At 59.2% G+C, this 17,455-nt stretch carries 22 protein-coding genes; 7 read left to right on the top strand and 15 right to left on the bottom strand.

Features of this window, described 5'->3' with window-relative positions; translation table 11 throughout:
* The first annotated feature begins 19 nt into the window (after positions 1-19).
* Positions 20-922 carry a metal ABC transporter solute-binding protein, Zn/Mn family gene (locus AC13RE_RS08025; protein WP_488562571.1) on the top strand — a complete coding sequence of 301 codons (903 nt, stop codon included), beginning with the start codon at positions 20-22 and terminating at the stop codon, positions 920-922.
* 48 nt (positions 923-970) lie between these two features.
* Here AC13RE_RS08025 and AC13RE_RS08020 read toward each other — a convergent pair whose 3' ends face one another.
* A complete protein-coding gene (locus tag AC13RE_RS08020) occupies positions 971-1,279 on the bottom strand; it encodes a Dabb family protein (protein ID WP_488562570.1) in 309 nt (102 codons plus the stop codon).
* Positions 1,280-1,403: 124 nt separating this feature from the next.
* A complete protein-coding gene (locus AC13RE_RS08015; protein ID WP_488562569.1) occupies positions 1,404-2,303 on the bottom strand; it encodes a LysR family transcriptional regulator ArgP in 900 nt (299 codons plus the stop codon).
* A gap of 100 nt (positions 2,304-2,403) precedes the next feature.
* Between AC13RE_RS08015 and AC13RE_RS08010 the strand changes: the two genes are divergently transcribed.
* The gene (locus AC13RE_RS08010; protein WP_488562568.1) at positions 2,404-3,012 is read left to right on the top strand and encodes a LysE/ArgO family amino acid transporter; all 609 of its coding nucleotides are present in this window, start codon (positions 2,404-2,406) and stop codon (positions 3,010-3,012) included.
* A 111-nt stretch (positions 3,013-3,123) separates the two neighbouring features.
* On the top strand, positions 3,124-4,014 hold the full coding sequence (locus AC13RE_RS08005) for a dihydrodipicolinate synthase family protein (RefSeq protein WP_488562567.1): 891 nt from the start codon (positions 3,124-3,126) through the stop codon (positions 4,012-4,014).
* 74 nt (positions 4,015-4,088) lie between these two features.
* Here AC13RE_RS08005 and AC13RE_RS08000 read toward each other — a convergent pair whose 3' ends face one another.
* From AC13RE_RS08000 to AC13RE_RS07975, 6 genes are all read right to left on the bottom strand, one after another.
* Positions 4,089-4,589, bottom strand: coding sequence for a GNAT family N-acetyltransferase (locus AC13RE_RS08000; RefSeq protein ID WP_488562566.1), 501 nt, complete (start codon positions 4,587-4,589; stop codon positions 4,089-4,091).
* An 88-nt stretch (positions 4,590-4,677) separates the two neighbouring features.
* Positions 4,678-5,118 (bottom strand): ribonuclease HI, encoded by a 441-nt coding sequence (gene rnhA, locus AC13RE_RS07995; protein WP_095434161.1) that lies wholly within the window; start codon positions 5,116-5,118, stop codon positions 4,678-4,680.
* Positions 5,115-6,080: a homoserine kinase gene (locus AC13RE_RS07990; protein ID WP_488562565.1), complete on the bottom strand. Its 966-nt coding sequence runs from the start codon at positions 6,078-6,080 to the stop codon at positions 5,115-5,117. Before AC13RE_RS07990 ends, rnhA begins: the two co-directional genes overlap by 4 nt.
* Positions 6,081-6,113: 33 nt before the next feature.
* A complete protein-coding gene (gene ispH / locus AC13RE_RS07985) occupies positions 6,114-7,121 on the bottom strand; it encodes a 4-hydroxy-3-methylbut-2-enyl diphosphate reductase (RefSeq protein ID WP_488562564.1) in 1,008 nt (335 codons plus the stop codon).
* Positions 7,122-7,282: 161 nt separating this feature from the next.
* Positions 7,283-8,044, bottom strand: coding sequence for an SURF1 family protein (locus AC13RE_RS07980; protein ID WP_488562563.1), 762 nt, complete (start codon positions 8,042-8,044; stop codon positions 7,283-7,285).
* The gene (locus AC13RE_RS07975) at positions 8,037-8,456 is read right to left on the bottom strand and encodes a DUF983 domain-containing protein (protein WP_113232051.1); all 420 of its coding nucleotides are present in this window, start codon (positions 8,454-8,456) and stop codon (positions 8,037-8,039) included. The genes AC13RE_RS07980 and AC13RE_RS07975 overlap by 8 nt, the downstream gene beginning before the upstream one ends.
* Before the next feature lie 153 nt (positions 8,457-8,609).
* Between AC13RE_RS07975 and AC13RE_RS07970 the strand changes: the two genes are divergently transcribed.
* Positions 8,610-9,260, top strand: coding sequence for a chloramphenicol phosphotransferase CPT family protein (locus AC13RE_RS07970; protein ID WP_488562562.1), 651 nt, complete (start codon positions 8,610-8,612; stop codon positions 9,258-9,260).
* 73 nt (positions 9,261-9,333) lie between these two features.
* Here AC13RE_RS07970 and AC13RE_RS07965 read toward each other — a convergent pair whose 3' ends face one another.
* Positions 9,334-9,864 (bottom strand): peroxiredoxin-like family protein, encoded by a 531-nt coding sequence (locus tag AC13RE_RS07965; protein WP_488562561.1) that lies wholly within the window; start codon positions 9,862-9,864, stop codon positions 9,334-9,336.
* An 83-nt stretch (positions 9,865-9,947) separates the two neighbouring features.
* Between AC13RE_RS07965 and AC13RE_RS07960 the strand changes: the two genes are divergently transcribed.
* Complete coding sequence (locus tag AC13RE_RS07960; protein ID WP_488562560.1) at positions 9,948-10,727, top strand: helix-turn-helix domain-containing protein; 780 nt, start codon at positions 9,948-9,950, stop codon at positions 10,725-10,727.
* A gap of 181 nt (positions 10,728-10,908) precedes the next feature.
* Here AC13RE_RS07960 and AC13RE_RS07955 read toward each other — a convergent pair whose 3' ends face one another.
* From AC13RE_RS07955 to coxB, 6 genes are all read right to left on the bottom strand, one after another.
* The gene (locus tag AC13RE_RS07955; RefSeq protein ID WP_488483679.1) at positions 10,909-11,787 is read right to left on the bottom strand and encodes a cytochrome c oxidase subunit 3; all 879 of its coding nucleotides are present in this window, start codon (positions 11,785-11,787) and stop codon (positions 10,909-10,911) included.
* A 63-nt stretch (positions 11,788-11,850) separates the two neighbouring features.
* The gene (locus tag AC13RE_RS07950) at positions 11,851-12,462 is read right to left on the bottom strand and encodes a cytochrome c oxidase assembly protein (protein ID WP_041677261.1); all 612 of its coding nucleotides are present in this window, start codon (positions 12,460-12,462) and stop codon (positions 11,851-11,853) included.
* 9 nt (positions 12,463-12,471) lie between these two features.
* Positions 12,472-12,609 carry a hypothetical protein gene (locus AC13RE_RS07945; protein WP_085999192.1) on the bottom strand — a complete coding sequence of 46 codons (138 nt, stop codon included), beginning with the start codon at positions 12,607-12,609 and terminating at the stop codon, positions 12,472-12,474.
* Entirely contained in the window at positions 12,609-13,568 is a 960-nt protein-coding gene (locus tag AC13RE_RS07940) for a heme o synthase (RefSeq protein ID WP_488483680.1), read from the bottom strand. The genes AC13RE_RS07945 and AC13RE_RS07940 overlap by 1 nt, the downstream gene beginning before the upstream one ends.
* Before the next feature lie 58 nt (positions 13,569-13,626).
* The gene (gene ctaD / locus AC13RE_RS07935) at positions 13,627-15,321 is read right to left on the bottom strand and encodes a cytochrome c oxidase subunit I (RefSeq protein WP_488483681.1); all 1,695 of its coding nucleotides are present in this window, start codon (positions 15,319-15,321) and stop codon (positions 13,627-13,629) included.
* 13 nt (positions 15,322-15,334) lie between these two features.
* Positions 15,335-16,222: a cytochrome c oxidase subunit II gene (gene coxB, locus AC13RE_RS07930; protein WP_488562870.1), complete on the bottom strand. Its 888-nt coding sequence runs from the start codon at positions 16,220-16,222 to the stop codon at positions 15,335-15,337.
* A 340-nt stretch (positions 16,223-16,562) separates the two neighbouring features.
* Between coxB and AC13RE_RS07925 the strand changes: the two genes are divergently transcribed.
* Both AC13RE_RS07925 and AC13RE_RS07920 read left to right on the top strand, forming a co-directional pair.
* Positions 16,563-17,186, top strand: coding sequence for an invasion associated locus B family protein (locus AC13RE_RS07925; protein ID WP_041677818.1), 624 nt, complete (start codon positions 16,563-16,565; stop codon positions 17,184-17,186).
* Positions 17,187-17,250: 64 nt separating this feature from the next.
* On the top strand, positions 17,251-17,455 hold a 205-nt coding region (locus tag AC13RE_RS07920; protein WP_488562559.1), incomplete at its 3' end, for a PmbA/TldA family metallopeptidase.

Here is a 17,455-nt window from a genome sequence, read left to right as displayed (position 1 = left end):
TCCGAACAAGGAGACTCGCATGAACAAACAGAGACTGCTTCTCTCGGCGGCATCAGCAGCCTTCGTCGCCTTCGGCGTCGCCGCACCGGCTTCCGCCGAAACCCTCAATGTGGTCGCGTCCTTCACCGTGCTTGCCGATGTCGTCAAGCATGTCGGCGGCGACCATGTGAAGGTGTCGAGCCTCGTCGGCCCGAACGGCGATCCCCATGAATTCGAGCCCTCGCCGGCCGATGCCAAGACGCTGAACACCGCCAAGGTCGTCTTCGTCAGCGGCGAAGGGCTGGAAGGATGGATGGACCGGCTGATCAGCGCATCCGGCTACAAGGGAACGCCTGTTGTCGCTTCGGACGGCATCAACACGCGCACCATGGTCGATGACGGCAAAACGGTCACTGATCCGCATGTCTGGAACAGCCCGGTCAATGTGAAGGTATGGGTCGCCAATATCGAAAAGGCGCTTTCTGCGGCGGATCCGGCCGATGCGGCTGACTTCAAGGCCAATGCCGAGCGCTATACCAAGGTGCTGACCGAGCTTGATGCCTATGCCCATAGCAAGTTCGACAAGATCGCCGACGATCGCCGCAAGGTGCTGACGAGCCATGACGCCTTCGGCTATTTCGGCCGCGAATATAAGGTAAACTTCCTTGCTCCGGTTGGCTTTTCGACAGAGACGGAAGCCTCGGCTGCCAAGGTCGCCCAGCTGATCGAGCAGATCAAGACCGAGCATGTGAAGACCTATTTCTTCGAAAACTCGAACGATCCGCGCCTCGTCAAGCAGGTCGCCAAGGCAACCGGCGCCGAGCCCGGCGGCGAACTCTATGTCGAATCGCTATCAAAGGCCAACGGACCAGCTTCGACTTACGAAAAAATGTTCCGTTATAACGTTGATCAACTCGCCACAGCCATGGCGAAGTCGAGCTGATCGCTCAATGATCAAGGTCGCAGGCGTACACCGCCTGCGACCATTCACTTAAATGTTGAAATCGAAGACCATCAGGCCGGCCAGACCGCCGTCCGTGGACGAAACGATCCGCTCGCCGACGGCGACATGATCGGGATGCACCAGATAGGCATCGCGCGCTTCGACACTCTCGAAGGTGACGACAAATCCATCGGCGAAGCCACCATGCAGGCCCTCGGGCGAGACGTTTGGCCCATATTTCACCTCAACAATGCCCGGGATGACCTTCTGCAGGGCGACGACGGAGTCGAAGAGCGCCGCCTTCTCGTCCTGTGTCAGGGCGGACTTGAGTCTAAGAAAAACGCAATGCAGGATCATAAGGCAATCTCCCTGGAAGTCGGCGGCAGCATAGAGGGAAAGGGCAACCGGGCAAGGCATCAATTCGCGAACATTGCATTCCGGAAGCCAAGCGAATGACAACGTTTTTAGCGCGAAGCACAGCTCACGCTGACAAATGGGCTCTGGCTGTGGTAGTGATTTCGCGTGTCAATTCCGCAAGCCGGTCGGCTGCGAGACGGTTCACTTGCCAATATAATGGAATATCCAGCGGCGTGTCGGGGATCAGCTCGACCAAGCGCCCGGCCTCCAGATGCTCCCGAACAAGCTGGATGGGATTCATGCCCCATCCCATGCCCGCAAGGCTGGCATCGACGAAGCCTTGTGTCGAAGGCAGCCAGTGGCTCGGATAGGCAAAATCCTCTCCGAATGTCTGGCGTATCCAGCGGCTTTGAAGCCTGTCCTTCTGGTTGAAGGTCAGAGCTGGCGCGTTCTGGATCGCTTCCGGGGTAACACCTTTTGAAAAATGCCGGGCAAGGAAAGCGGGGGTTGCCGTCGCATGGTAGCGAAGCGCGCCGAGGGACATACGCCGGCAGCCCTGAATCGGCTTTTCCAGGCCGGTGACGGCCGCAATCACCCGCCCCCGCTGCAGCCATTCGGCCGTATGATCCTGGTCGTCGATGGCGATATTCAGCAGATAGGAAGAGCGTTTGGCAAAACCGGATATGGCTTCCACGAACCACGTCCCGAGACTATCGGCATTCGTGGCAATGTGAAGTGTGACCCTTTGTTTGGGCTCGTGGGGATCGACGAGTGCCGGCAAACGTCCGAACAGTTCGTCTTCCAGCATGCCGACATTCTCCATATGGCGGCAGAGCCATTCGCCCTTTTCCGTCGCGATGCAGGGATTGCCCCTGACGATCAGGACGATGCCCAGGCGTTCTTCAAGCTGCTTCACCCGCTGCGAGACGGCCGAAGGCGTGACGTTGAGAATGCCGGCCGCCTTTTCGAAGCTGCCGGTCTGGACGACCATGGAAACGGCACGGAGAGCGGAATAGTCGAGCATAGCTTAGTTTTTCTTAATCTGGATTAGCAACATTAAGTAGCCTAAATCTTCATATGCCGATACCGGAAATGCTCACCGATTTTGGAGCATTTCGATAAGGATGAATTTTTCGATCTATATGACGGGCCTCACGATGGGGCTCAGCCTGATTGTCGCGATCGGCGCGCAAAACGCCTTCGTCCTGCGTCAGGGCCTTCGCAACGAGCATGTATTCGCCGTGTGCCTTGCATGCGCGCTCTCCGATGCGGCGCTCATCGTGCTCGGGGTGACGAGCTTCCGCCAAATCTCCACGCTGCTGCCCTGGCTCGATCCAGTCATGCGCTATGCAGGAGCGGCCTTCCTGATCTGGTACGGAGCCAGGAGCCTCTATTCCGCCTTTCGTTCGTCCGCGGTACTGGCCGCCGGAGAGGCGAAGTCATCGAGCTTCCGGCAGACGCTTGCCATGTGCCTGGCGCTCACCTGGCTCAACCCGCATGTCTATCTTGACACGGTCGCGTTGCTCGGCACGATCTCAACCCGGTTTCCGGGAAACGAGGCTTCATTTGCGGTGGGTGCCATGACGGGCTCCTTCCTGTTCTTCTTTTCGCTCGGCTTTGGCGCGAGGTGGCTGAGGCCGATCTTCGCAAAACCCGCGTCCTGGCGCATTCTGGAAACGCTCATTGCTCTTACGATGTGGATGATCGCCACCAAGCTGCTGCGCGGAGTATGATTTCTGCGGCATATTCATGGACAGTCACACGGCGCCAAGCGTAGGACGATTTCAGCTTCTGCTTTTCGAGCGCTATCGCTGGTCGGAGCCTGACAAAGAAGGAAAACAATCGTGACGCTCTTTACCGGCCTTTCGGCCTTTCCGATTACCCCGACCGATGCTTCCGGACACGTTGATATTGTAGTGCTCGCCCGCCTGCTCGAACGCATCCAACTGGCGGGCGCTGATTCTATCGGGTTGCTCGGCAGTACGGGCGGTTACGCCTTCCTGTCACGCGACGAGCGCCGGCGGGCCGTACAGACGGCAATGACAAGTGTCGGCGGCAAGATCCCCGTCATCGTTGGGGTTGGAGCACTGCGAACGGACGAAGCGCAGGCTTTGGCGCGTGACGCCAAGGCGGCGGGTGCGGATGGGCTGCTGCTGGCCCCCATGTCCTATACGCCACTCACGGAGGAAGAGGTCTACCAGCACTTTGCAGCAGTCGCGGAGGCCGGCGAACTGCCGCTTTGCATCTACAACAATCCCGGAACGACAAAATTTACATTCAGCGATGGTCTGATTGCCCGCCTGGCGAAGGTGACAAATATCGTGGCGGTGAAGATGCCTCTACCGCAAGGAGGCGATTTCGAGGGAGAGATAGGGCGTCTGCACCAGGAAACGCCAAAGGGTTTCGCCATCGGCTATAGCGGTGATTGGGGAGCGGCAGCCGGGCTGTTGGCCGGTGCCGATGCCTGGTACAGCGTGGTTGCCGGCCTCCTGCCCGCCGAGGCGCTGGCGCTCACACGGGCTGCGCAAGCCGGCGACATTGCGGAAGCCCAGCGGCTCGATCAAAAGTTCCAGCCGCTATGGAGCCTGTTCAAGGAGTTCGGCAGCTTCCGCGTCATGTATGCGATTGCCGAAGCGCTCGACCTTTGCAGGATCGATCCGCCGCGTCCGATCTTGCCACTGCCCGTGGCCGAAAAGCCGAGAGTGCGAAGCGCGCTCGATCACATTCTGATGTGATCGAGTCCTGTGCGACGCGACAATCTCTGCCTTATATCCGAAAGTCCTACCGTCCGCTCCGATCGCAGCCAGCATCAGGTCGCGCTGAAGCCCTCATGATAGTCGACGCGTCCCGAGAGCACGGCGCCCCCATTCAGGACCAGCCTCATGAAATATTCAGCAGGTACTCCATCGAGTACCAGGCCGGGATCATTGTCAAAACCGAAACGCTTGTAGTAATCCGGATTACCAAGAACAACGCAGCCTCTGGCATCTATCTTCGTCAGACGCGAAAGACCTTCGCGAACAAGCGCACCGCCAATGCCGTGTTTCTGGCGACTAGGCGTCACCGAGAGCGGGCCAAGCCCGTACCAGCCGCAATCCTTTCCATCGATCGTAACCGGCGAGAAAGCGATATGTCCGACGACGTCTCCATCCTCGATCGCCACGAGAGAAATCGTCAGCGCCTCAGCATTGCGAAGAGCATCGACGATTTGCGCTTCGGTTTGACTGCTGTACTCCATCGAGGCGAAGGCCATCTTCGTTGTACGACGGATCGCTTCGGCGTCTCCCGGCTGCTCTGGGCGGATTTCCATTTTTCATCTCCCGTCGGTTGGCAATTCCGTACTTGCAGACGCGTAGGCGGCTGTGCACTTACGAGCGAGAACGGAGGATACAAGAGACCTATTTCCGCTTAAACGGCTCCATGCCCTTGCGCGCCAGCTCGTCGGCCCGCTCGTTCTCCGGGTGTCCCGCATGGCCCTTGACCCAATGAAGCGTCACCTTGTGCCTGTTATAGGCCTCGTCCAGCGCCTGCCAGAGCTCGGCATTCTTCACCGGCTTCTTGTCTGCGGTCTTCCAGCCGTTCTTCTTCCAGCCGAAGATCCACTTGGTGATGCCGTCCTTGACGTAGACGCTGTCGGTATAGAGATCGACCTCGCATGGGCTCTTCAGGGCGCCGAGTGCCGAGATTGCCGCCATCAGCTCCATGCGGTTGTTGGTCGTCTCCGCCTCGCCGCCGGAAAGTTCCTTCTCCACCTCGCCATAGCGAAGCACCGCACCCCAGCCGCCAGGACCGGGATTGCCGGAGCAGGCGCCGTCGGTAAAAATATCGACGTGCTTCATGCCTTCAGCCCGTATTCGGCTGCCGAAGCGATCTGGCGATGGAAGCGCAGCTTGCGCAGATATTCAATCGGGTCTTTCTTAGTGACCATCGCGCCGGCCGGGGTCGTCAGCCAATCGTAGAGGCGCGTCAGAAAGAAGCGCAGGGCCGAGCCGCGGGCAAGCGTCGGCAATGCGGCGATTTCGGCAGTGCTCAGCGGCCGCACACTCTGATAGCCCTCGAGCAGCGCCATGCCCTTGGTGATGTTGTAGGCGTGATCCTTCTCGAAGCACCAGGCGTTCAGGCAGATCGAGACGTCATAGGCGAGCTGGTCGTTGCAGGCGAAATAGAAGTCGATCAGGCCGGATAGCGTGTCGCCGAGGAAGAAGACGTTGTCCGGGAAGAGATCAGCATGGATGACACCCTCGGGCAGGTTCTTCGGCCAATGCTTTGCTAGGAAATCGAGTTCGCTGCGGATTTCGCTCTGCAGACCGGCTTCGACTTCGTCGGCGCGTGCCTCGGATTTTTCCCAGAGCGTCTGCCAGCCCTCGAGCGATAGCGCATTCGGGCGACGAATCTCGAAACCCTCGCCGGCAATATGCATGGCGGCCAGTGCCTTGCCGACTTCGCGGCAATGATGCGCTTCGGGCTTGCGCAGCCACATGCCCTCGAGAAAGGAGATCAGGGCGGCAGGACGGCCGGAGAGATGGCCGAGCAATTCGCCGTCGCGACGCGGCAGAGGCAGCGGGCACGACAGGCCACGGCTTGCGAGATGCTGCATCAGCCCCAGGAAGAACGGCAGGTCGCCCTTGTCGACGCGCTTCTCGTAAAGCGTCAGGATCAGCGGATCGCGGCTCGTGTGCAGCAGGAAGTTCGAATTCTCGACGCCTTCGGCAATGCCCTTGTAGGAGAGCAACTCGCCGACATCATATTCGGTCAGGAACCACTTCAAATCGTCTTCGGTAATATCGGTATAAACGGCCACGAAACAGTCCTGAACTTGAGCGCCTTGGGTCGGCTATTCGCCGTTGACGAAAGCCATGTCTGCTGTCGTCAGCTCTATACTGCGAAGCTCGCGATTGACGAGGAAATTCTCCGTTTCCTTCACAGTTTCAGCGAGTTCCACCACGGCATTATAGCGGGCGCGGAAAGCTTCGATGATCTCGTTGACGATGACTTCTGGCGCAGATGCACCAGCCGAGAGGCCGACCGTCCTGATATCGCCGATATTGTCCCAGTCGATCTCCGAGGCGCGTTGCACAAGCACCGATTTCTTCGCCCCCGCCCGGAGCGCCACTTCGACGAGACGCTTGGAATTGGAGGAATTCGGCGCGCCGACGACGATGAAGAGATCGCAGCCCGGTGCCGCCTCCTTTACCACTTCCTGACGGTTCGTCGTGGCATAGCAGATCGAATCGGCAGCCGGTGCCGTGAGATTGGGAAAACGCTCTTGCAGCCGCGCGATGACGCCGGCGGTATCGTCAACCGAGAGCGTCGTCTGCGTGACGAAGCCGAGATTGTCGGGATCGGCGGGCTCGTAGACGTCGGCATCCTCCACCGTCTCGATCAGCGACACAGCGCCTTCGGGCAGCTGGCCCATGGTGCCGATCACTTCCGGATGGCCGGCATGACCGATCAGCACGACGTGGCGGCCGAGACGATTGTGGCGCATGGCCTGCTTGTGCACCTTCGAGACCAGCGGACAGGTGGCATCAAGATAGAAGAGATTGCGCGCATCGGCATCGGCCGGCACGGACTTCGGCACGCCATGCGCCGAGAAGACGACGGGCTGGGCGCGATGCTCGGCCGGGATCTCGTCCAGCTCCTCGACGAAGATGGCGCCCTTGGCTTCCAGACCCTCAACGACATAGCGATTGTGCACGATCTCGTGGCGGACATAAACCGGCGCGCCATAGGCCTTCAGTGCCAGAACGACGATCTGAATGGCGCGGTCGACGCCTGCGCAGAAGCCGCGCGGCCCGCAAAGCCGGATGGTCAAGTCAGGTTTGGAAACGGCTATATTCATATCTCTTCCGAAATGCGCGACGATGGCTGAGCCATAGATAGGGCTGCCCTGCCGCCTGCTCCATTCAGTCCGCATGGTCTTATCCAAAAACCGCTGCGCACTTTTGGGATCATGCTCTAGCCGAATATTTCATCGAAATGAAGCTATTCTATTGCATGCCTCTATTGTCGGGGCGCGTCCGGATGATGTTTGCGCCACCAGGATATGGCGACGATCGCTGCCAGCGCCGCTGCCAGCCCATACCAGGTCACCGCATATTGCAGGTGATTGTTCGGCAGATCGACGATGGTGACGCCGCCGATCGGCAGGCCCGCCGGATTGGGCGTCTTGTCGGCGTCGATGAAGAAGGGCAGTACCTTGTCCCTCGGCAGGCCGACGCTGGAGGCCATGGCGTCCAGATCCTTCCAAAAGAAGATGTTCTTGCTGAGATCATTGTCTGGCATGCCGTCGGGCCGGTCGACGAGCTTTGCCCGAGCAAGGCCGATAACGGTCTGTTCACCCGTCAATTCGCCCTGCTTGCGCTTTTCGGGGTCCTTCGCCTCGGTGGGAACGAAGCCTCGATTGACGAAAATAAAGCGGCCATCGTCCAGCTGCAACGGCGTATAGATGTGATAGCCGGGATCGCCATCGTGGGTGGCGAGGAAATGTCGCTCCTTGTCGTTGAGGTAATGGCCAGTTGCCGTGACGACACGATATTCGATATCGCCGCCGGATGCCGCCATGGTCTCGATCGCCGACAAAGGTATGGCGGGTGCATCCTTGCGCGCGGCGATGTCGGCCAGCAGGCCTTCCTTCCACTGCAGTCGCTCGACCTGCCAGGTGCCGAGCCCGATCAGGATGACGAAGGCAACGAGCAGAAGCAGTGCCTTGGCGATCTGCCACAAGGGATTAGCGCGACGCACAGGCACTGTGGACTCAGTCACGGTGGACGCGCCCTTCGGCGGCGTTGTTGCGATATTGCAGGGCGATCAGGATGCCCTTGCACCAGCGCAGGGACAATAGCGAAAGAATGATCGTCAGCGGGGCGAACAGCACTATGTAGACCCAGATCGGCGGCGCATAATTGATCTGCATCCACAAGACCGAACCGATGATGATGAAGCCGACGATCAGGATGACGAAGACCGCTGGTCCATCGCCGGCATCGGCGAAGGCGTAATCGAGATCACAGGCGGCGCAGCGCGGCTTCAGCGACAATAATCCATCGAAGAGCTTGCCTTGGCCGCAACGCGGACAACATCCCTGTATGCCGACCTTGAACGGATCGACGGGCGCAAAGAGAGCGCTGTCGCTATGGGATGCCTCGTCCGGCGTCTTGTCTTGCTCTGAGGTCAAAGTTCGGTCTCGATCGGTCTGCCATTTGCGGGCGAACCTATCGATCTCGCCCCTGTCACTATCAGTAACCGCGATGTGCGCATCCGTCCAATCGAAAAGCGCAGATACGCCGCGCCAGCAGCCCGGGAAAAGCATGCAGAAAGGATTGGATTCATGGCAACCAGCAAAGGCTCACCTCTTGGTCAGATCATCATTCTCAATGGCGCGCCGCGATCCGGAAAAAGCAGCATCGTCGAGGTGATACAGGCTGATTTCGAGGGCGTTTGGCTCAATCTCGGCGTCGATGCCTATGTGCGGCATATCACGCCTCCACGCTATCGCCCGGGCATCGGCTTGCGTCCCGGCGGCGAGCGCCCTGATCTCGAACCGCTGGTTGCGCGCCTTTATGCCGCACTCTATGCCTCGATCGCCGCACATAGCCGCATGGGATTGAATGTGGTCGCGGAATTCGGTCATCACGACAGCTATTCGCAACCGCTCGGCATTCTCGCCGATTGCGCCCGGCTTCTGGCAGGGCTACCCGCTCTGTTCGTCGGCGTGCACTGCCCGCTTGAAGTGGTGATGCAGCGGCGGCTGGCGGAAGGACCGGAAAGACAGGGCACCTATGTTGCTGTCGGAGCGGATGAGCCCATCCCCGCGCCGGTCATCGCATGGCAGGAGGAGGTACACCGGCCCGGCATCTATGATCTGGAGATCGATACGGCCGTGAGCAGCCCCAAGGCATGCGCCGAGCAAATCCGGCGATTGCTCGCTAGAGATCTGCCTCATCCGACGGCATTCGAGAAGATTGCCTCAAGGGATTGAGCGCACCAAAACAAAGGGGGCGCTGAGCTGCCGCCATGCCGCCCAGCTTCGTGGTCGGCCCTGTCGGCCAATTTCATCCGACATACTCGCCTCGGGCCGGATAGTCGTTCTTGATGATGAAATCGAGCGCCTGAAGCAGTTCGTCGAACCTAGGACGAACGAAGGGCATTGACTGGACCGACACATAGTAGACGGTCTGATCCGGCCGGATCAGGAAGACGCCGGGTTCGGAAAACAGGGCGGGTTCTTCGATACCGATCGAAGTCTTTCCACGGGAGGCGGAGATATAGAGGCCCCATTGCCGCGCTTTGCCAAGATCGAGCCCATAGCCGAACCGAAGGCTTTGCGCCCCGATCTTTTCCGCCATCCGATGCGCGCGCTCATCAACATCGGAACTGACGGCGATTGTCGTCACCCCGCGTTCGGCAAATTGCGGCGTCAGGCGGTCCAGTTCCTTGAGATAGTTCGCGCAGATCGGGCAATGCAGGCCCCGATAAAAACAGATCAGCGAGAAGCGATCTGGCGTAGCGGCGGCCAGATCGAACAGACCATGTTTAAGCGTATCGACTACAAGATCGGGAGCTTTCTGGCGGGGAGTGAGCATTTGGTCGCTTTCGTGTCTCAGAGAAATCATTGATTCGAGGCCTCTTACATGCCAGACTTAAAGACATGAGAAGTCCGAATTACATGACTGAAAATCCTGATCGGCAGAAGCGGGACCGATTGGCCGCCTTCTTCGAGGTTTTCGACCTGAACGCTGAGATCATTGATCGGGACGCCCCGGATGCGGATGCCAACCTTGTGGTCACGGGCGGGCCTAACGGCGCGGGACGTGTCGTCTATTCCGCGCGCGGCGACGTGTCCGTTTCCCACTCATCAGAGGTGCTCGCGGCGGCTGTGATCGATTTTGGCGGTATGGCGAACCCATTGATGAGCGCGATGCCGGATTCCATTGAGGTCAATTTATGCGAAAAGCCCATGATGGGCTCTATGATCGAGGCATTTGTCACGGAAGCTCAAAGCGCCAGATGCGGGCGGCGAGTTGCACTTAACCACCTTTGCGAACTGATTGTTCTCATGATCTTGCGCGAAGCGATCGACGCAGGAACGACCGAACCGGGGTTACTCGCCGGCCTTTCACATCCTGCACTTCATCGAGCAATCGTCGCCATCCATGATGAACCTGCAAAGCCGTGGCGTGTCGAAGACCTAGCGGAAGTGAGTGGGTTGTCGCGTAGTCGGTTCATGGACTTGTTTCCTAAGGTAGTCGGAACGACACCTGCGGCTTATCTCTGTGCTTGGCGCTTGGCCCTCGGCCGCCGTCGGCTGCTACGCGGTGACCCGGTCAAATCAGTAGCACGGCGCGTCGGGTTCGGCAGCGCCGCCGCGTTCTCGCGAGCCTATTCGCGGACGTTCGGACAGCCCCCATTCGCTATGAGAGAAAGAAACCAAATGCGTCCGATCTGACGCAAACTACCGTCGCACAACTTCTAAGTTTGCCACGAAATCGAAATCGCTGAGTTTTCCGAGGAAAATCTGTCGCAAAACTCGCTCGCAAAGTAAGAGTTTCGCGACAGAAAGCATTCCACATTTCAGTTAGGGGTTGGCGCTGAGCGCCCGCCTTTTGTTTTCGAAAGATCGACAGCGATCAGCCGGCCGCGAGCGGTGCGCCCCAGCTGCCCCAGATGTAGATGCAGAAGAACAGGAACAGCCAGACGACGTCGACGAAGTGCCAGTACCAGGCCGCCGCCTCGAAGCCGAAATGCTGTTTCGGCGTGAAATCGCCGCGGATGGCACGAACTAGGCAAACCAGCAGGAAGATCGTCCCGATCAGAACGTGGAAACCATGGAAGCCGGTCGCCATGAAGAAGGTCGCACCATAGATCGAGTTTTTGAACGCGAATGGAGCGTGGGCATATTCATAGGCCTGGACGCAGGAGAACAGCGCGCCAAGCAGCACGGTCAGCGTCAGGCCCTGGATCAGTCCCTTGCGGTCGCCGTGCAGAAGCGCATGGTGAGCCCAGGTAACCGTGGTGCCCGACAGCAGCAGGATGATGGTGTTGTAGATCGGCAGGTGCCAGGGATCGAGCACCTCAAGACCCTTCGGCGGGAATTGGCCGCCTAGGAAGGCCGTGCGCGATGCCTGGATCGCCTCGTTCGGGAACAGGCTGACATCGAAATAGGCCCAGAACCAGGCGACAAAGAACATCACCTCGGAGGCGATGAACATGATCATGCCGTAGCGCAGATGCAGCGAGACGACGCGGGTATGCGCGCCCTCATGTGCTTCCTTGATCGTATCGGCCCACCAGCCGTACATGACATAGAGGATCACGGCGAGGCCGATGAAGAAAAGCCAGGGCTGCGCGAAATTGATCCCGAACAAATGCATTGCGCCACCATTCAGGTAACGCATGAAGCAGACACCGCCGAAGGTGATCACGAAGGCCCCGAGGGCCGCGGTAATCGGCCACGCGCTGGGCTCGATGATGTGATAATCGTGTTTTCTCTGATGCACTTCGGCCATATCAGCAATCCCCGAATAACTTTTTCCCATATTGCTTCCGGTCAGACCGAAAAGCACTCTCCATCAAAGCTTTTTTTCCACCGGCTTCGTACCGCCGTCATTGGATGCCACGGGCTTTGCGCCTTCCCGCGGGTAATAGGTGTAGGATAGTGTCAGCGCGTTGATCGTCTTGGTTTCCGGAGCCTTGGCGATCTCGGGATCGACATAGAAAACCACTGACATCTCGCGCTTTTCGCCGGGCGCGAGATCCGTCTCGTTGAAGCAGAAGCACTGGACCTTGTTGAAATAGACCCCGGCTTCGAGCGGCGTGACGTTGAAGATCGCCTGGCCGCGCTCCATCTTGTCCGACTTGTTCTCGATCTGGAACTTGACCTCGACCGTCTCGCCGATCTTCGGGCTCACAGACTTTTGCAGCGGCTTGAAATCCCACGGTAGGCCGGGCGCGACGTTGGCGTCGAAGGAAACCTGGATCTGCTTGTCGAGGATGAGGTTCGACACCTGCTCGACGCGCTGCGTCGTGCCGTTATAGCCCGTCACCTGACAGAACATGCGATAGAGCGGCACGGCGGCGGCGCACATGGCGCTCATGCCGACGACGAAGCTCAGGCACATGGCAACGATCATCCCGTTGTTACGGGCGCCGTTCCTCGTGCTTTTTGTGACCTCCCCCTCCATCACGCCTCCTCAAACGTGTCCGGAACCGACCTTGATGATGGTGATTGCGTAGAACAGCACCACCAGACCGGCAAGCACCAGCCCGAGCGCGATATTGCGCCCTCGCCGCGATTTCTTCTGCGCTTCGGTCAGCTTGACGAGTTCGATCATAGCCAGCCTCCACCGCCGCCCGATATCAGCACGGCAACGAGCCGGTCGATCAGCAGCGCGGAAAAGATCGCGAAGAGATAGAAAATGGAGAAACCGAAGAGCTTCTTTGCCGGCACCATCTTCACGTCGCCATCGGCCATGCGCCAGACGGCGATGGAACAGTGCACGAAGATCGCGCCAAGCACCGCGGCAACGACGCCATAGCCGAAGCTAGCAAAGCCCATGAAAGCCGGCGCGACGCCGAAGATGGCGGTCAGCACCGCATAGACGACGATCTGATTCTTCGTCGTCTGGATGCCGGAGACATTCGGCAGCATCGGTACGCCGACGGCCTCGTAATCCCCCATTTTGAAGAGTGCCAGTGCCCAGAAATGGGCCGGCGTCCAAAGAAAGATGATGAGGAAGAGCACAATGCTTTCGACCGGCACGCTGCCGGTGACGCATGCCCAGCCGATGACGGGCGGGAAAGCGCCGGCTGCACCGCCGATGACGATGTTCTGTGGCGTCGAGCGCTTCAGCCACATCGTGTAGACGACGGCATAGAAGAAAATCGTGAAGGCGAGAATGCCGGCGGAAAGCCAGTTGATGGCGAGCCCGAGGATCACCACCGAGAAGCCCGACAGCACCAGGCCGAAGGCCAGGGCTTCCGATGGATTGATACGGCCTGAAGGTATCGGCCGGCTCTTGGTGCGGGTCATGACAGCGTCGATATCGGCATCATACCACATGTTCAGGGCGCCGGATGCGCCCGCGCCGACCGCAATGCAGAGGATGGCGATGAAACCGAGAACGGGGTTGATATGGCCGGGAGCCAATACGAGGCCGGTGAAGGCAGTGAAGACGACCAGCGACATCACGCGCGGCTTCAGAAGCTCGAAATAATCGCGCGCACCCGCTTCCGACAGGCCGGTATCGCCTTGCTTTGCGAGTGCTTCGTGATTGTCGATGACCGTCATTCTTTCTTCCAATTATCCGTTGAAACGGACGCCGCTTATCACGGCGTCCGGAAATGAGCTACTTGATGCGCGGCAGCTCTTCCCACTGGTGGTGCGGCGGCGGCGACGACAGCTGCCACTCGAGCGTGGTTGCGCCCTCACCCCAGGGATTATCGCCTGCGACGCGCTTCTTTGCGAAGGCATCTATAACGCCCCAGAAGAAGAAGCAAAGGCCAACGGCTGCGACATAGGAGCCGATGGAGGAGACGAAGTTCCAGCCGGCATAGGCATCCGGATAGTCGATGTAGCGGCGCGGCATGCCCGCACGACCCAGGAAGTGCTGCGGGAAGAACACCATGTTCACACCGACGAAGGTGATCCAGAAGTGCCAGTTGCCGATCCGCTCATTGTACATGTAGCCGGTCATCTTCGGGAACCAGTAGTACCAGGCGGCGAAGATGGCGAAGACGGCGCCAAGCGACAGAACATAGTGGAAGTGTGCCACAACGAAGTAAGTCGCATGCAGTTCGCGGTCGAGGCCGGCATTGGCGAGCTGGACGCCGGTGACGCCACCGAGCGTGAACAGGAAGATGAAGCCAAGCGCCCAGATCATCGGCGTGCGAAACTGGATCGAACCGCCCCACATCGTCGCGATCCACGAGAAGACTTTGACGCCCGTCGGAACCGCGATGACCATTGTCGCGAAGACGAAGTAACGCTGCGTATCGAGCGACAGGCCGGTCACATACATGTGGTGGGCCCAGACGACGAAGCCGACGGCGCCGATCGCGACCATGGCGTAGGCCATGCCGAGATAACCGAAGATCGGCTTGCGCGAGAAGGTCGAAATGATGTGGCTGATCATGCCGAAGCCGGGCAGGATCAGGATGTAGACTTCCGGATGGCCGAAGAACCAGAAGAGGTGCTGGTAGAGCAGCGGGTCACCGCCGCCTTCCGGCGCAAAGAAGGTCGTGCCGAAATTGCGGTCGGTCAACAGCATAGTGATGGCGCCGGCGAGAACCGGCAGCGACAGAAGCAGTAGGAAGGCGGTGATCAGAACCGACCAGGCAAACAGCGGCATCTTGTGCAGCGTCATGCCGGGAGCGCGCATGTTCAGGATCGTGGTGATGAAGTTGATCGCACCGAGGATCGAAGACGCGCCCGCAATATGCAGCGCGAAGATAACCAGATCGATCGCCGGGCCGGGATGGCCGACCGTGCCCGACAGGGGCGCATACATCGTCCAGCCGCCGCCCGCGCCGTAAGCGCCTGCCGGGCCTTCGACGAACATCGAGAGGATGAGCAACAGGAATGCCGGGACGAGCAGCCAGAAGGAGATGTTGTTGAGGCGCGGGAAAGCCATATCCGGCGCGCCGATCATGATCGGCACCATCCAGTTGGCAAAGCCGCCGATCATCGCCGGCATGACCATGAAGAAGATCATGATCAGCGCGTGGGCGGTGACGAAGACGTTGTACATCTGCTTGCCGCCATCGATGGCGGCATCGCCCGAAAAGCCGTAGACCATCGATGCCAGACCGCTGAAGATCTGGATGCCGGGCTCCTGCAATTCCATGCGGATAGCAACCGAAAGGAGGAAGCCGATCACGCCCGCAAAGATCGCGAAGATCAGATAGAGCGTGCCGATGTCTTTGTGATTCGTCGAAAATAGCCAACGATCAGCGAAAGTTTGCTTGTGTGCGTGATGATCGTCGTGCGCGTGGGCGTCGTGAAGATCATGCGAGTGATCGTCGTGTGCCTTGGATCCAGCCATTGTTCCTACCCTCTTACTTCGCCGTGTTTTCCGCGACCTTGACGGTCGTCGGTTGGTCGACGGCGGCCATCAGAGCCTTGTTCGCCTTGCCGACATCGGTTGCAGCAGCGGCAAGCCACTGCTTGTACTGATCGTCGGAGACGACACGGATGGCGATCGGCATGAAAGAGTGATCCTTGCCGCAGAGCTCGGAACACTGTCCATAGTACAGGCCTTCGCGGTCGGCATTGAACCAGGTTTCGTTCAGACGGCCCGGAATGGCGTCAATCCTGACACCAAATGCAGGCAAGGCGAAGGAATGGATGACGTCGGTCGGTGCGGCGGTGATGAGAAGGCGCACATTCTTGCCGACGGGAACGACCATTTCGTTATCGACGGCGAGCAGCCGCGGATATTTCGACTTGTCGTCCTTGCCTGCGGCGGTGCGGTCCTGTTCCTTCAGCATGAAGGAATCGAAGGCGACCGGCGTCGCGCCACTGCCCTCATATTCATAGTTCCACTGCCATTGCGTCGCCGTCGCCTTGACGGTGACATCCGTCTTTTCCGGGAAGGTTAGCTGATCGGTCAGAAGATTGAAGGAGGGAATGGCCAGGAAGAGAAGAATGAGGACCGGTCCGATGGTCCAGACGACTTCGATCAGCGTATTGTGGCTCGTCTTGGACGGAACCGGGTTCTTGGAAGCCCGGAACTTGACCATGACCACCACCAGCAGGATCAGAACAAGCAGCGTGATCGGAATGATAAACCAAAGCGTGTATGCCTCAAACCAGCGGATTTGATGCATGTTGCCGGTTGCCGCCTGCTGCATACCGGTTTCCCAAGGTCTCGGCTGATCGGCGTAGCTACCTGTCGCAAAAAGCAGACAGATCATAGCCGCCAGAGCCGCGTAAGCTCTTTTCATCACGATGTCTCTCCCTCCAGCGTTTGATCCCAGATCTTCCTCAAACGCAGTATCCCTACAATCCATTGCGCTTCAAACCACAGTTTGGGGTGCTCCGCAACAACTCACGACATTTGTTAGTGCGGCATTTTTGCGCGAATATCCCCCCAAGCTTGTCGCGGACATGGCAAGCATTTCATCATCATACGAAAAATTGCATCGCGGTCCATGGCGCCGCCGGGACAAAATGGAGTAGAGGTCGTATTTCCGCCGTAGTCGGTTGGAATCCAGCAGCCGGGGCTTTTCATTTGCCGGCCTGGGCTTCAACAATAGCGGCACTGATTCGAATCTAGAGGTTTCCATGGGTTTTCGTTCCCTCGCCCGGCTTTTGCTCGTTACCGGCAGCGTGGCTGCCGCCGTTGCCGCACCCGCATGGGCGCAGCAGGGCCAGCAGACTCAGCCGCCGGCGCAGCAGACCCAACAGTTGCAGCCGGACCAGCCGGGCCAGCAGCAACCGCATACGCAGCAAGTTCCGACCAGCCAGGTTCCGCAACCGCCGGGTACGGTCCGCTCCAGCCACGGTGCATGGTCTGTCGTGTGCGACAAGCCGGCAGGTGCGGCGACCGAGCAGTGCGCGCTGATGCAGAACGTGATCGCCGAGGATCGTCCGGAAATCGGTCTGTCCGTCGTCGTGCTGAAGACGGCTGACCGCAAGTCCAAGATCCTGCGCGTACTGGCACCGCTCGGCGTGCTGCTGCCAAACGGTCTCGGCCTCAATATCGACGGCAAGGATATCGGCCGCGCCTATTTCGTGCGCTGCTTCTCCGATGGCTGCTATGCCGAAGTCGTGCTGGAGGACCAATTGCTGAAGACGCTGCGCAGCGGCGCCACGGCAACCTTCATCGTCTTCCAGTCGCCGGAAGAAGGCATCGGCATCCCTGTGGATTTGAAGGGCTTTGCGGACGGCTACGACGCCCTTCCCTGACCGGATGGGGCTTGCTCTTGCGCAGTGCGAAGCCTACATCGGCTCTGAACGGAGCACCTGATCCATGAATACCGATCTCCTTACACTTTTCGATGCCGACGAAGCCAAGCTGCGCGGCATCGTTGCCGAAGCTCTTTCCGGCGCCGATGACGGCGAGCTCTTCGTCGAGCATGTCCAGGCGGAATCGCTGACATTCGACAATGGCCGGATGAAGGGCGGCAGCTTCAATACCGAACAGGGCTTCGGCCTTCGCGCCGTCGCCGGCGAAG

It is taken from the genome of Martinezella sp. CNPSo 3959 (genome assembly GCF_057784355.1).
Note: the sequence above shows the minus strand (reverse complement) of the source record. Positions and strands in the feature narration are given on the sequence as shown.

Excerpts from the sequence above, each read along its gene's own strand:
- AC13RE_RS08025 (WP_488562571.1), top strand. The coding sequence starts at position 20 with ATGAACAAACAGAGACTGCTTCTCTCGGCGGCATCAGCAGCCTTCGTC.
- AC13RE_RS08020 (WP_488562570.1), bottom strand. The coding sequence starts at position 1,279 with ATGATCCTGCATTGCGTTTTTCTTAGACTCAAGTCCGCCCTGACACAG.
- AC13RE_RS08015 (WP_488562569.1), bottom strand. The coding sequence starts at position 2,303 with ATGCTCGACTATTCCGCTCTCCGTGCCGTTTCCATGGTCGTCCAGACC.
- AC13RE_RS08010 (WP_488562568.1), top strand. The coding sequence starts at position 2,404 with ATGAATTTTTCGATCTATATGACGGGCCTCACGATGGGGCTCAGCCTG.
- AC13RE_RS08000 (WP_488562566.1), bottom strand. The coding sequence starts at position 4,589 with ATGGAAATCCGCCCAGAGCAGCCGGGAGACGCCGAAGCGATCCGTCGT.
- rnhA (WP_095434161.1), bottom strand. The coding sequence starts at position 5,118 with ATGAAGCACGTCGATATTTTTACCGACGGCGCCTGCTCCGGCAATCCC.
- ispH (WP_488562564.1), bottom strand. The coding sequence starts at position 7,121 with ATGAATATAGCCGTTTCCAAACCTGACTTGACCATCCGGCTTTGCGGG.
- AC13RE_RS07970 (WP_488562562.1), top strand. The coding sequence starts at position 8,610 with ATGGCAACCAGCAAAGGCTCACCTCTTGGTCAGATCATCATTCTCAAT.
- AC13RE_RS07965 (WP_488562561.1), bottom strand. The coding sequence starts at position 9,864 with ATGCTCACTCCCCGCCAGAAAGCTCCCGATCTTGTAGTCGATACGCTT.
- AC13RE_RS07960 (WP_488562560.1), top strand. The coding sequence starts at position 9,948 with ATGACTGAAAATCCTGATCGGCAGAAGCGGGACCGATTGGCCGCCTTC.
- AC13RE_RS07955 (WP_488483679.1), bottom strand. The coding sequence starts at position 11,787 with ATGGCCGAAGTGCATCAGAGAAAACACGATTATCACATCATCGAGCCC.
- AC13RE_RS07950 (WP_041677261.1), bottom strand. The coding sequence starts at position 12,462 with ATGGAGGGGGAGGTCACAAAAAGCACGAGGAACGGCGCCCGTAACAAC.
- AC13RE_RS07940 (WP_488483680.1), bottom strand. The coding sequence starts at position 13,568 with ATGACGGTCATCGACAATCACGAAGCACTCGCAAAGCAAGGCGATACC.
- ctaD (WP_488483681.1), bottom strand. The coding sequence starts at position 15,321 with ATGGCTGGATCCAAGGCACACGACGATCACTCGCATGATCTTCACGAC.
- coxB (WP_488562870.1), bottom strand. The coding sequence starts at position 16,222 with ATGAAAAGAGCTTACGCGGCTCTGGCGGCTATGATCTGTCTGCTTTTT.
- AC13RE_RS07925 (WP_041677818.1), top strand. The coding sequence starts at position 16,563 with ATGGGTTTTCGTTCCCTCGCCCGGCTTTTGCTCGTTACCGGCAGCGTG.